Below are 12,309 nucleotides of genomic sequence, written 5' to 3'. Positions count from 1 at the left end.
CAGGATTTCGGGGGGCCATGCCCCTTGACTGTTCGGCGGGGCCATGCTTTCACTGAGTGATGTCACTATCGGGTCTCGAGAATGCGCCGAGCGCTTGAAGATCGGGCACTTCGCTACATCCCGGCCGCGCGACAGCGATAACGTGAGGCTCATGGGACTGCGCCGGCTGGTCTACCGCGCCTATCAGCGAAAGGTCGCGGCGAACCTGTCGCCCGCCTCGGTACCCCGGCACATCGGGGTGATCCTGGACGGTAACCGGCGCTGGGCGAAGAATTCCGGGCTGGACGCCAGTGGTGGCCACCGGGCCGGCGCCGCCAAGATCCTGGAGTTCCTGGGCTGGTGCGACCAGGTCGGCGTGGAGGTGGTCACGCTGTGGCTGCTGTCCACCGACAACCTCACCGGTCGCTCGCCGAAGGAGCTGGCCGCCCTGCTGGAGATCATCGAGGGCGTGGCCGGTGAGATCGCCGCCACCGGTAGCTGGCAGGTGCATCCGGTCGGGGCGCTGGACCTGCTGCCCGCGGCCACCGCGAACCGGCTCAAGGAGCTGGAGGAGCAGACCCGCGAGGTGGGCTGCCCGCGGATGGTGAACGTGGCGGTCGGCTACGGCGGCCGGCACGAGATCGCCGATGCGGTGCGCTCGTTGCTGTCCGACCACGCCGCGCGCGGCACCACCATCGAGGAGCTCGCCGAGATCCTGGACGTGGACCACATCGCCGAGCACCTCTACACCAAGGGCCAGCCGGACCCGGACCTGGTGATCCGCACCTCGGGCGAGCAGCGGCTGTCCGGCTTCCTGCTCTGGCAGAGCGCGCACAGCGAGTTCTCGTTCTGCGAGGCGCTGTGGCCGGACTTCCGCAAGGTCGACTTCCTCCGGGCGCTGCGGCAGTACGGCCTACGGGAACGGCGCTACGGCAAGTAGATCCAGAACAGAAGACGCTGTGCGCGCGTCTCCCTGAATGGACAGCTTGAGAAGAGCACCTGTCGCAACGGTGCCCTAGCGGTAACTTTCTTGTGCTGGAAGCAAGCGTCCCGCTTTCCCGGGAATTGCGCACCCCCTTCTTCAGGTATTTATCCTGCTCGTCATATCCGCGAACCGCTCACCGGATCGTCCGCGTGTCTGTAACCTGGCCGTGATAGGGCAGATATCGCTCTGTGATCGCTGAATGCGGAGCGTCAGCCCTGTTCAGGCCGGAAATCAGGCCTGCCGTACCGGGTTCCGGCCGAACGCCGGATGTCACCGTCGGATATGTCACCACCAGCGGCAAAGTCGTTTACGTGCAATGGGTTGACGGCAGGTGGGGTGGATAGCGACGGTGGTGTCTCCGCGTAGCGTCGCTTGCCGCCAGGTAATACGTCGTTGCCTGGCAAGGCGCTCGTCATCCTCCAGCGAGGGGAGTCACCGTGGCATTGCCCGCGAGTTTCACCCAGGCCTCTTCGGACGCGTCGGCCCGATCCCGGGGCCGGACGTTCGTGCTCGACACTTCGGTCCTGCTGTCGGACCCGAAGGCGATCCACCGCTTCGCCGAGCACGAGGTAGTTCTCCCGGTCGTCGTGATCACCGAGCTCGAGGGGAAGCGCAATCACCCCGAACTCGGTTATTTCGCCCGGGAAGCCCTGCGTCTGCTCGACGATCTGCGGATCGGGCACGGACGGCTGGATGCGCCGATGCCGATCGGGGAGCACGGGGGCACCCTGCGGGTCGAGCTGAACCACGCCGATCTGGCGGTGCTGCCGGACGGTTTCCGGGGCACCGACAACGACAGCCGGATCCTGGCGGTGGCCCGCAGCCTGGCCACCGAGGGCCTCCAGGTCACGCTGGTCAGCAAGGACCTGCCGATGCGGATCAAGGCCTCGGCGATCGGGCTGGACGCGGAGGAGTACCAGGCCGGCCTGGCGGTCGACTCGGGCTGGACCGGCCTGGACGAGCTGGAGCTGGACGCCGCCGAGGTGGCACAGCTGTACGCGGGCGAGACGCTGGACCTCGATGCGGCCCGGGACCTGCCCTGCCACACCGGGCTGGTGATCGTCTCGCCGAACGGCTCCGCGCTGGGCCGGGTCACCCCGGACAAGAAGGTCAAGCTGGTGCGCGGCGACCGCGAGCTGTTCGGCGTGCACGGGCGCAGCGCCGAGCAGCGGATCGCGATCGACCTGCTGCTGGACCCGGAGATCGGGATCCTGTCGATGGGCGGGCGGGCCGGTACCGGTAAGTCGGCGCTGGCCCTGTGCGCCGGCCTGGAAGCGGTGCTGGAGCGGGGCCAGCACCGCAAGATCATGGTGTTCCGCCCGCTGTACGCGGTCGGCGGCCAGGATCTGGGGTACCTGCCGGGCACCGAGGCCGAGAAGATGAACCCCTGGGCCCAGGCCGTGTTCGACACCCTGGGGGCGCTGGTCGCCCCTGAGGTGGTCGAGGAGGTGATGGCGCGCGGCATGCTCGAGGTGCTCCCGCTCACCCACATCCGCGGCCGTTCGCTGCACGACGCCTTCGTGATCGTCGACGAGGCGCAGTCGCTGGAGCGCAATGTGCTGCTCACGGTGCTCTCCCGGATCGGGCAGAACTCCCGGGTGGTGCTCACCCACGACGTGGCCCAGCGCGACAACCTGCGGGTCGGCCGGCACGACGGCGTCGCGGCGGTGATCGAGGCGCTGAAGGGGCACCCGTTGTTCGCCCACATCACCCTCACCCGTTCGGAGCGCTCGCCGGTGGCGGCGCTGGTCACCGAGCTGCTGGAGAACTTCGTGCCCTGAGTAGCCGCCCGGCACCCGTTCGGACCCGGACCCGGCTCGGAGAACTCCGAGCCGGGTCCGGCGTTTTGGTTGCTCGCGGCTACCGAAAGTGAGCGCAATTCGGTCGTCGGCGGCGATGCCCGACGCTCCGTCCGAACCCCCTGCGAAGCTGCCCGAGATCTCAAAAATCCTTGTGTCAGTAGGCGTTGGTCGACCGATCGGGAGCGCCACCCGTTCGCGCGTGACGCCCGTCACAATCCCCACGGTGGGTAATAGAACAGTCACGAATCTCTACGCAGAGCGATTACATCAATGTGATTTGTTTGCGCTTCGGCGGATCGCCTTGCACGGTGAATCCGTCAGCACTCCGCTGCAGTGAGTGACGACGAGCCATCTGCTTCACCCGGTGGAGAACTTCCGGCCACCTGGCGATCACGGTTCGTTCGGATCTCGCGGGCCCCCAGGGTGTCAACGCGGTACCGAAGTCGGGTACCGGCGGGCCGGGAGCGGAGTGGAACAGCTGCGCCGCGACCCGGGGCGCACGGTCGAAAGGTTCTTCGTGGCTCCCAGCACCCTGCGCTCGATCTCGGCCTTCATGCTCCTCGGCGCCGTCACCGGCACCGCGATCGCCGTGGCCCCGCACAGCGGCTCCTCTGCAGCCCCCAGCACCACCAGCGTCCAGGCCTCGACCCTGGACCTGTCCGGCCGGACCGTTCCGGCCGCGCTCACCAGCTCGTTCGGTGGCGGCTCGCACGGCGCGCTCAGCGCCGGCGTCACGATCGCCAACCCCTCGCTCATCGGCACCACCTACGCGGCCAGCCCGCTGGTGGGCCTGCACACGAGCGCGCAGCGGCGCAGTGCCGGTCAGGTCGCGGCCGACCAGGTGCTCGCCGACGCAGCAGCCAAGCAGGCCCGCAAGCAGAAGGCGGACGCGGCCGCCCGCAAGAAGGTCGCCAAGACGGCGGACACCACCAAGGCCAAGGCCCAGAAGGCGCGCAAGGCCGCGATCAAGCAGGCGGCCCGCAAGACCCCGGGCAACTCCAAGGCGATCGCCAAGGAGATGGTGGCCAAGCGGGGCTGGGCGTCCGGCCAGTTCGGCTGCCTGGAGAAGCTGTGGACCAAGGAGAGCGGCTGGAACCACACCGCGCAGAACCCCTCCTCCAGCGCCTACGGCATCCCGCAGTCGCTGCCGGGCAGCAAGATGTCCTCGGCCGGCAAGGACTGGCGCTCCAACCCGAGCACCCAGATCAAGTGGGGCCTGGGCTACATCAAGGACCGCTACGGCAACCCCTGTGGTGCCTGGGCGCACTCGCGCTCGCACGGCTGGTACTGATCCGCTCGCGAACCGGGTCCTCTCCTTCGGGGGAGGGCCCGGTTTGCTTTTGGACGTTTCTGGTCACCGTGGGTTGATCTGTGTAACCGAGCGTAGATTGATACGTCTGATTGAGGTCAAACCTTTCCTAACCCTCACCAGGAGACTTGTGCTTGTCCTTCCGATTCGCCACGGTAGTCGCCGTGACGGCAACCGTTGGGTCTGAAAACGATGAAGGCCTCGCGGACTTGTGGTTGAGCACAGGAGGGGTGCCCACCTCGGTCCGAGGCGAGACCAAGACGTACCCCAAGCGCTCGGACCTACGCCGGGCCGAGGCCCGTGCGGCAACCCGGCGTCAGTCGAGCAGCCGCCCCTCCGGCGGTAGCCGCCCCTCGGGTGCCCCCGCCGGTGGCCGCAGCCAGCGCCCGCCGGCCCCGGCCAGCGCGATGCGCAGCGCCGAGGCCGCCCGCCGCAGCTCGCTGCAGGCGCGCTACCCGGTCGCGGTGGCCCCGACTCCCGCGGTCCTGCCGATCCCGCAGACCGACCCGTGGCGCCCGGCCGGCATCGACATGCCCGTGCCGCGCCCGGTCTCCGGCGACACGTTCCGCCAGCCGGACAACCAGCCGCCGCTGATCCCGGTCGTCATCCCGGCCCCCGAGCCGAAGCGCCGGCTCACCGAGGCCGACCTGATCCCCTCGCCGCCGACCGCGCCGATCGACCTGCGGGCGCCGGAGGCGAGCGCGGTCGAGGCCGCCGAATGGGGCCTGGATCTCACCACCGAGCCCGCCACTCCCGAGGTGGCACCGGGGCGCCGAAAAACCGCGACCGAACCCCGTAAGTCCGGCAAGTCCGGCCTGCTCGGTGGCAAGACCAAGTCGACCGCGGCCCGCCTGCTGGTGATGGCCCTGGTGGTCGGCGCCGAGGGCGTGGCGGTCACCCAGCTCGCCGGTAACGCCTCACCGATCGAGGGCAACAGCGGCACGGCCGCCGCCGCGTTCGAGCTGACGGCCGAAGAGATCCAGGTCCAGGAGCAGGAGGCGGCCGAGGCGGCTGCCGCCACCAAGGCCGCCGAGGAAGCCGCGGCCGAGGCCGAGGAGCGCAACACCCAGGTCAAGGACTCCTCGCCGGCCAAGGCGAAGGCCGCGCTCTCCCAGTACACCCAGGCCAAGGCCGCCGCCGACCGGATCAAGGCCGCCGAGGAACGCCGCGAGCGGGCCCTGCGCAACGCGCAGCGCGATCCGAAGTCCGCGGCCCGCGTGATGGTCACCGACCGCGGCTGGTCCTCCGCCGAGTTCTCCTGCCTGGACTCGCTGTGGACCAAGGAGAGCAACTGGAACTACCAGGCGCAGAATCCCACCTCCAGCGCCTACGGCATCCCGCAGTCGCTGCCGGGCAGCAAGATGGCCTCGGCGGGTTCCGACTGGCGGACGAACCCGGTGACCCAGATCCGCTGGGGTCTGGACTACATCGAGGACCGCTACGGAACCCCTTGCGCCGCCTGGGGTCACAGCCAGTCGGTGAACTGGTACTAGAAACAGACAGGAACGGCGCCCTCCGCTCGAGAGAGGGCGCCGTTCCTGCGTTTACGGGTGGGTCATCCGGCTCACGTCGAGCAGTTCGTCCAGCTGGGTCTCGGTGAGGTCGCCCGTCCCCAGGGCCAGCGCCGCCGCCTTGATCGTGATGCGTTCGGCCACCGCGTACTTGGCGATCTTCGCGGCCGCCTCGTAGCCCAGCGGCCGGGCCAGCGGGGTGACGATCGAGGGGGAGGACTCGGCCAGTTCCCGGGCCCGCGCCTCGTTCGGCTCGATCCCGTCCACCACCCGCTCGGCCAGCAGCTGCGAGCCGTTGGTGAGCAGCCGGATCTGCTCCAGCAGCGAGCGGGCGATCACCGGCACCATCACGTTCAGCTCGAAGTTGCCGCTGGCCCCGGCCCAGGCCAGGGTGGCGTCGTGGCCCACCACCTGGGCACAGATCTGCAGCACCGCCTCGGGGATCACCGGGTTCACCTTGCCCGGCATGATCGAGGAACCGGGCTGCAGGTCGGGCAGGTGGATCTCGCCCAGGCCGGCGTTCGGGCCGGAGGACATCCAGCGCAGGTCGTTGCAGATCTTGGTCAGGCTGACGGCCAGACCGCGCAGCGCACCGGACAGTTCGACCAGGCCGTCCCGGGAACCGTGCGCCTCGAAATGATCCCGTGCCTCGGTGATCGGAAGGCCCGTGCTGGTGGCCAGATCCGCGATCACCGCGGCGGCGAAACCGGGCGGAGTGTTGATCCCGGTACCCACCGCCGTACCGCCCAGCGGCACCTCGGCCACTCGCGGCAGGGTGCCCTGGATCCGCTCGATCGAACGCCGGATCTGCGCCGCGTGCCCGCCGAACTCCTGGCCGAGGGTGACCGGGGTGGCATCCATCAGGTGGGTACGCCCGGCCTTCACCACGTGCTGGGTGCGCGTGGCCAGGTTCTCGAACGAGGTGGCCAGCTTCTCCAGGGCCGGCACCAGGGACTGCACCACCGCGCCGGTGGCGGCCACGTGCACGGCCGTGGGCACCGTGTCGTTGGACGACTGTGAGGCGTTGACGTGGTCGTTCGGGTGCACCGGACGCCCGAGGTCGCGGCCGGCCAGGGCAGCCACGACCTCGTTCACGTTCATGTTCGTCGAGGTGCCGGAACCGGTCTGGAACACGTCGATCGGGAACTGATCGGCGTGCTCACCCTCGGCGATCCGGGTGGCGGCCGCGGCCACCGCCGCGGCCACGTCTTTCTCCACCACCCCCAGCTCGGCGTTCACCCGGGCCGCGGAGGCCTTGATCCGGGCCAGGGCACAGATCACCGTGGGGTCGATCCGCACCCCGCTGATCGGGAAATTGTCCACGGCACGCTGGGTCTGGGCGCCCCACAGGGCGTTCGCGGGAACCAGGACCTCGCCCATCGTGTCGTGCTCGACGCGCATGTCTTCATTGGCCATACCCGATCCTGGCCCCGCGAATCACCGTTCAGCCACCCGAGCCGGGCAACCTGGCCTCTGGCCACAACTGCGGCTCAGGCCACCTTCGGGGTGCTGATCGTGCTGCTCAGCACCTGCACGGCGCCGTCCGAGAGGGCGTACTCCATGGCCACGATCGCCAGCCGGCCGTCGGCCACCCGGCGGCCGATCACGCTGGAGCGCTCGGGCAGCTCCTGGGCCACCTGCACCGAGTGGTCGGCGACGATCTCGTTGATCTCGCCGTGGCCCTGCAGCCGGGCCCCGATCACGCTGGAGCTGAGCATCTCGACCACGGTGCGCAGGTACCCCGAGGGCATCTTGCCGCTGTCGTGCGCCTGCATGGTGGCCTTCACCGCCCCGCAGCTGTCGTGCCCGAGCACGATCACCAGCGGGATCTCCAGTACGTCGACCCCGAACTCGATCGAGCCGAGCACGGCGTTGTCCACCGCGTGACCGGCCGTGCGGACCACGAACAGGTCGCCCAGGCCGCGGTCGAAGATGATCTCGGCGGCCACCCGGGAGTCGGCGCAGCCGAAGATCAGGGCGAACGGGCGCTGGCCGTTCGCCAGCCCGGAACGGCGGTGCGCGTCCTGGTTGGGGTGGGCCACCTCACCGTTGACGAAGCGCCGGTTACCGGCCAGAAGCTCGGCCAGGCTCCCGGCGGCGTCCAGTTCCACTGCGTCACTACCCATGTTCGTGCTCACCCTCGTCGTTCCTCTCTCGCGCTCCGGAAATCCGAGCGTGCATATGGTGTCTGATTCTTCCGCTCAGCGAAGACCGGTCAACAGCGAGCAACCGCAGAATCAGCGAATCGTCCCTGATCGCGAAGGAATTCTCGACCCGGTTCCGGGATTCGGACCGCGATCGGCCCGGCCAATCGTGCAGAGAGTGCCGATTCAGTGCGCGACACGCCGACACGCCGGATTGCGACACGCACGTCGCGTCCCCCGACCCGGCCACGGTGGGCCGCAGGTGGCGTCCGGCGATTCCCGATGCGGTTGGGACAGCCTGGGACCTTTGTGGAGCGGCTGAACACGGGGATGCAGGTCTGGACCGAACACCCTACTTTCCTCCTGCCACCCCAAAGATGCGAAACAATCCGCTACCGATCCCTTACGTTCGGTCACATAAGGAGCCTGTGAAAGGGGAACGTGGTGGTTCCGGAGACAACGCTCACCGCCCTGGGCAGCATCGAGGCGGGTAAGGGGCAGGAAGTCGAACGCCTGCGCCGGCAGGTCGAAGTCATGCTCGCCCACGTTCTCGATCTGGGGCTCACCCCGGCGCCGCAGGCGTGGATGTTCGAGGCGGTCAGGGGTCGCAACACCGTGGTGGACCTGGCTGCAGTCGGGGCCGACGGCTGGAACGCCGCACCTACCGACGCCGACCGGATGCTGGCCACCGAATCGCTGGTGCGGGCGCACCGGGAGCTGAGCCGGATCGTCGCCCCGGCCCGGCCGGCCACGCTGGAGCTCCTGCACAACTACCGGGAGGGCCGCCGTCCAGGCAAGGTCGTCGGTGGCCGGATCCCGCGCCAGAGCCCACCGGTCTCGGTGTCCAACGGCCGAAAGGGGCTGCTGGCCAAGGTCAACTTCTTCGGCGGGATCAGCCCGGGCGGCAGCACCGTGCCCCTGGTGCGCTGGCTGATGACGGCCACGCTGGGCTTTCTGGCGGCCTTCGTGCTGCTGGCGGCGGTGCCTCAGGCGCGGGAAGCGAGTGCGGGCACCGGCCTGGGCGCGGACGACCCGGCGTTCGGCTCCCTGCTGCTGCGCGAGGTCTTCCTGCTGACCGCGGCCGCACTGGGCGCGGCCCTGACCGCGCTGTACCGGGCCGGCCGGGAGGTCGCCCGAGGCAGTTACGACCCGGAGTTCGACCACACCTTCCTGCAGCGCATCCTGCTCGGAATGGCGGCCGGCCTGGTGATCGCCGAACTCCTTCCGCTGGGGTCCGGTGACGACGCGCTCTCCGGTCTGGCCCGCCCGGCGATCGCCCTGCTGGGTGGTTTCGCCGCCGACGCGGTGCACAGCGTGCTGGCCCGGCTGATGGCCGCGCTGGAAACGCTGTTCAACGGCGGATCGGCCAACCGGGAGCAGACCGAGCGGGAACTCGCCGAGAAACGCGCCGAAGAGGTTCTGGCCCAGGCCGATCGGGCAACCCTGAACAAGCTTCTGGAAATCCGGCGGATCGCCTCCTCCGGGGCTCCGACCCGGGCCATCATCGAGGAGATCGACCGGGTGATCACCGTGGTTGCCGCCCCGGTCTGAACCCCCGCGACCCGGCTTTCGTACGGGCGGCGCCCACCGCGTCCGTAATTGGGAAGCCAGGTGGCACCCAACCTGTCCGGTCAGGTGCCTACTATTCGGTGTATGGCCCCTGAGTTCGCGTACTCCGATCTGCTTCCCACCGCGCCGGACACCCAGACGCCCTACCGGCTGCTGAGCACCGACGGTATCCGCACGATCGAGGCGGCCGGCCGCCAGTTCCTCGAGGTGTCGCCCGAAGCCCTGGCCCTGCTCGCCGACACCGCGATGCACGACATCGCGCACTACCTGCGCCCGGCCCACCTGGCCCAGCTCGCCCGCATCCTGGACGACCCGGAAGCCAGCCCCAACGACCGGTTCGTCGCCCTCGACCTGCTCCGCAACGCGAACGTCGCAGCGGGCGGGATCCTGCCGATGTGCCAGGACACCGGCACCGCGATCGTGATGGGCAAACGGGGGACGCAGGTGCTCACCTCCCCGGGCGCCGTCTCCGACGAGGAGGCCCTGAGCAAGGGCATCTTCGATGCCTACACCCGGCTGAACCTGCGCTACTCGCAGATGGCGCCGATCACGATGTGGGACGAGAAGAACACCGGCTCCAACCTTCCCGCGCAGATCGAGCTGTACTCGGACACCGAGCCCGGGCACGAGGCCGGCTACAAGTTCCTGTTCATGGCCAAGGGCGGCGGCAGCGCCAACAAGTCCTTCCTGTACCAGGAGACCAAGGCCGTGCTGAACCCGGAGCGGATGGTCAAGTTCCTGGACGAGAAGCTGCGCTCGCTGGGCACGGCCGCCTGCCCGCCGTACCACCTGGCCGTGGTGGTCGGCGGGACCAGCGCCGAATTCGCCCTGAAGACCGCCAAGTACGCCAGCGCCAAGTACCTGGACAATCTGCCCACCTCGGGTTCGCCCACCGGGCACGCCTTCCGCGACCTGGACCTGGAACTGCAGGTGCTGGAGCTGACCCGGCAGTTCGGGATCGGGGCGCAGTTCGGCGGCAAGTACTTCTGCCACGACGTCCGGGTGGTCCGCCTGCCCCGGCACGGTGCCTCGCTGCCGGTGGCCATCGCGGTCTCGTGCAGTGCCGACCGGCAGGTGCTGGGCAAGATCAACGCCGAGGGCATCTGGCTGGAGCAGCTGGAGACCGATCCGGCGCAGTACCTTCCGGAGACCACCGACGAGCACCTCGACGGTGCCGACGACGAAGCAGTCAGGATCGACCTGAACCGGCCGATGGCCGAGATCCGCGCCGAGCTGACCAAGTACCCGGTGAAGACCCGGCTCTCGCTGACCGGCCCGCTGGTGGTGGCCCGGGACATCGCGCACGCCAAGATCAAGGAACGGCTGGACGCGGGCGAGTCGATGCCTTCGTATCTGCAGGACCACGCGGTGTACTACGCAGGCCCGGCCAAGACGCCCGACGGGTATGCCTCGGGTTCGTTCGGGCCGACCACGGCCGGGCGGATGGACAGCTACGTCGAGCAGTTCCAGGCCGCCGGGGGTTCAATGGTCATGCTGGCCAAGGGGAATCGCTCCAAGGCGGTGACCGATGCCTGCAACGCGCACGGCGGCTTCTACCTGGGCTCGATCGGTGGCCCGGCGGCCCGGCTGGCCCAGGACTGCATCCGCAAGGTCGAGGTGCTGGAGTACGCCGAACTGGGCATGGAAGCGGTCTGGAAGATCGAGGTGGAGGACTTCCCGGCCTTCATCGTGGTCGACGACAAGGGCAACGACTTCTTCGCCGAGGTGACCAAGCCGATGGCGATGACGATTCAGCGGCGGCCCGGGCTGGTCAGCTGAGCCTCGACCGCCTTCTGGACCAGGTGCGGCGCCTGGCCCTGGAACCCGGCCGGTTCCAGGGTCAGGCCGGTGGCGAGCGTGGCGATGCCGTGCACGTGCGTCCAGAGTAGGAGCGCGCGCTCGTCCGCGGAACCCGCTCCGGGGAAGTCGGTTTCGATCACCTGAGTGATCTGCGCGAGCAGCGGTAGCCAGATCTCGCGCAGGTGCTGACCGCTGTGCGAGGTCTGCGGGTCGGCGAGGATGTCATGGCGGAACATCAGCCGGAACATCTCCGGACGGCGCTGGGCGAACTCCAGGTAGGCGAGCGCGACCTGCTCGAGACGCATTCCGGCCGAACCGGTTTCGGGCAGGGCGCGCTGCAGGTCGGCGGTGAGATCCACGAGGCCCGCCTTCGCGATCGCGACCAGCAGTAGCCGATGGGTGGGGAAGTAACGCCGCGGCGCTCCGTGCGAAACCCCGGCCTGGCGGGCGATCTCGCGTAGGCCCAGGTGCTCGGGGCCCTTCGTCTCGAGCAGTTCCACGCCCACCTCGATCAGGCGTCGTTCCAGGGAGCTCATTTGGTGGCGTAAGTGTCGACGTACTCCTGGCCGCTGTGCCGGGCCAGGGTCGCCATCAGTTCGTCGGTGATTTCCCTTACCAGTTTCAGGTTCTGCTCGCGGCCCTGGTACTTCTGGAGATCCAGTGGCGGGCAGAAGGTGATGTGGACCTTGCCCGGCCGCCAGAGCGTCTTGCCCGGCGGGTTCACCCGGTCGGTGCCCCGCAGAACGACCGGGACGACGGGTGCGCCGGTGGCCAGCGCCACCCGGATCGTGCCGGTCCTGCCTCGGTAAAGACGTCCGTCGGGGGAGCGGGTGCCCTCCGGGAAGATGCCCCAGATCTTGCCCTGCTCAAGGATTGTGATGGCCTGCTGCAGGGATGCGGCCGCCTTGGCGCCGTGCTTGCGGTCCACCGGGATCTGACCCGCGGCGGTGAAGAACCAGCGCATCAGGAGCCCGCGCAGGCCCTTGGTGGTGAAGTACTCGTCCTTGGCCAGGAAGGTCACCCGGCGGCGCAGGACCAGGATCACGAACAGCGAGTCGCAGAACGAAAGATGGTTGCCGGCCAGGATCACCGGGCCGCTGGAGGGTACGTGCTCGGTGCCGCGGACCACCGGGCGGCCGAACAGCCACACCGCCGGCGACAGGGCGAGCTTGAGCAGTCTGAACATCTGGAGGCCTCCCGGCGGCTTGAG

10 protein-coding genes are annotated in these 12,309 nt (G+C 69.0%); 6 read left to right on the top strand and 4 right to left on the bottom strand.

Going from position 1 to position 12,309, the window contains the following annotated elements:
* Window positions 1–151 precede the first annotated feature (151 nt).
* The 4 genes from LR394_RS30710 (at window position 152) to LR394_RS30695 (ending at window position 5,568) form a co-directional block, all read left to right on the top strand.
* On the top strand, window positions 152–919 hold the full coding sequence (locus LR394_RS30710) for an isoprenyl transferase (protein ID WP_231448087.1): 768 nt from the start codon (window positions 152–154) through the stop codon (window positions 917–919).
* A 482-nt stretch (window positions 920–1,401) separates the two neighbouring features.
* Window positions 1,402–2,745: a PhoH family protein gene (locus tag LR394_RS30705; RefSeq protein WP_231448086.1), complete on the top strand. Its 1,344-nt coding sequence runs from the start codon at window positions 1,402–1,404 to the stop codon at window positions 2,743–2,745.
* 490 nt (window positions 2,746–3,235) lie between these two features.
* The gene (locus tag LR394_RS30700; RefSeq protein ID WP_231448085.1) at window positions 3,236–4,057 is read left to right on the top strand and encodes an aggregation-promoting factor C-terminal-like domain-containing protein; all 822 of its coding nucleotides are present in this window, start codon (window positions 3,236–3,238) and stop codon (window positions 4,055–4,057) included.
* A gap of 248 nt (window positions 4,058–4,305) precedes the next feature.
* Window positions 4,306–5,568, top strand: a complete 1,263-nt coding sequence (locus tag LR394_RS30695; RefSeq protein WP_231448084.1) for an aggregation-promoting factor C-terminal-like domain-containing protein — start codon at window positions 4,306–4,308, stop codon at window positions 5,566–5,568.
* A 51-nt stretch (window positions 5,569–5,619) separates the two neighbouring features.
* Here LR394_RS30695 and LR394_RS30690 read toward each other — a convergent pair whose 3' ends face one another.
* Both LR394_RS30690 and LR394_RS30685 read right to left on the bottom strand, forming a co-directional pair.
* Window positions 5,620–7,002 (bottom strand): class II fumarate hydratase, encoded by a 1,383-nt coding sequence (locus LR394_RS30690; RefSeq protein ID WP_231448083.1) that lies wholly within the window; start codon window positions 7,000–7,002, stop codon window positions 5,620–5,622.
* A gap of 74 nt (window positions 7,003–7,076) precedes the next feature.
* Window positions 7,077–7,724 carry a carbonic anhydrase gene (locus tag LR394_RS30685; protein ID WP_231448082.1) on the bottom strand — a complete coding sequence of 216 codons (648 nt, stop codon included), beginning with the start codon at window positions 7,722–7,724 and terminating at the stop codon, window positions 7,077–7,079.
* A gap of 450 nt (window positions 7,725–8,174) precedes the next feature.
* Between LR394_RS30685 and LR394_RS30680 the strand changes: the two genes are divergently transcribed.
* Window positions 8,175–9,281 carry a hypothetical protein gene (locus tag LR394_RS30680; RefSeq protein ID WP_231448081.1) on the top strand — a complete coding sequence of 369 codons (1,107 nt, stop codon included), beginning with the start codon at window positions 8,175–8,177 and terminating at the stop codon, window positions 9,279–9,281.
* A 102-nt stretch (window positions 9,282–9,383) separates the two neighbouring features.
* Window positions 9,384–11,078 carry a fumarate hydratase gene (locus LR394_RS30675; RefSeq protein ID WP_231448080.1) on the top strand — a complete coding sequence of 565 codons (1,695 nt, stop codon included), beginning with the start codon at window positions 9,384–9,386 and terminating at the stop codon, window positions 11,076–11,078.
* Here LR394_RS30675 and LR394_RS30670 read toward each other — a convergent pair.
* Together LR394_RS30670 and LR394_RS30665 are read right to left on the bottom strand one after the other, a co-directional pair.
* Entirely contained in the window at window positions 11,051–11,635 is a 585-nt protein-coding gene (locus LR394_RS30670; RefSeq protein ID WP_231448079.1) for a TetR/AcrR family transcriptional regulator, read from the bottom strand. The genes LR394_RS30675 and LR394_RS30670 overlap by 28 nt on opposite strands.
* Window positions 11,632–12,285 (bottom strand): lysophospholipid acyltransferase family protein, encoded by a 654-nt coding sequence (locus tag LR394_RS30665; RefSeq protein WP_231448078.1) that lies wholly within the window; start codon window positions 12,283–12,285, stop codon window positions 11,632–11,634. Before LR394_RS30665 ends, LR394_RS30670 begins: the two co-directional genes overlap by 4 nt.
* Window positions 12,286–12,309 lie beyond the last annotated feature (24 nt).

It is taken from the genome of Kineosporia babensis, assembly GCF_021129305.1.
Classification (GTDB): Bacteria; Actinomycetota; Actinomycetes; order Actinomycetales; family Kineosporiaceae; genus Kineosporia; species Kineosporia babensis.
This window is presented reverse-complemented; position numbering and strand designations above follow the sequence as displayed.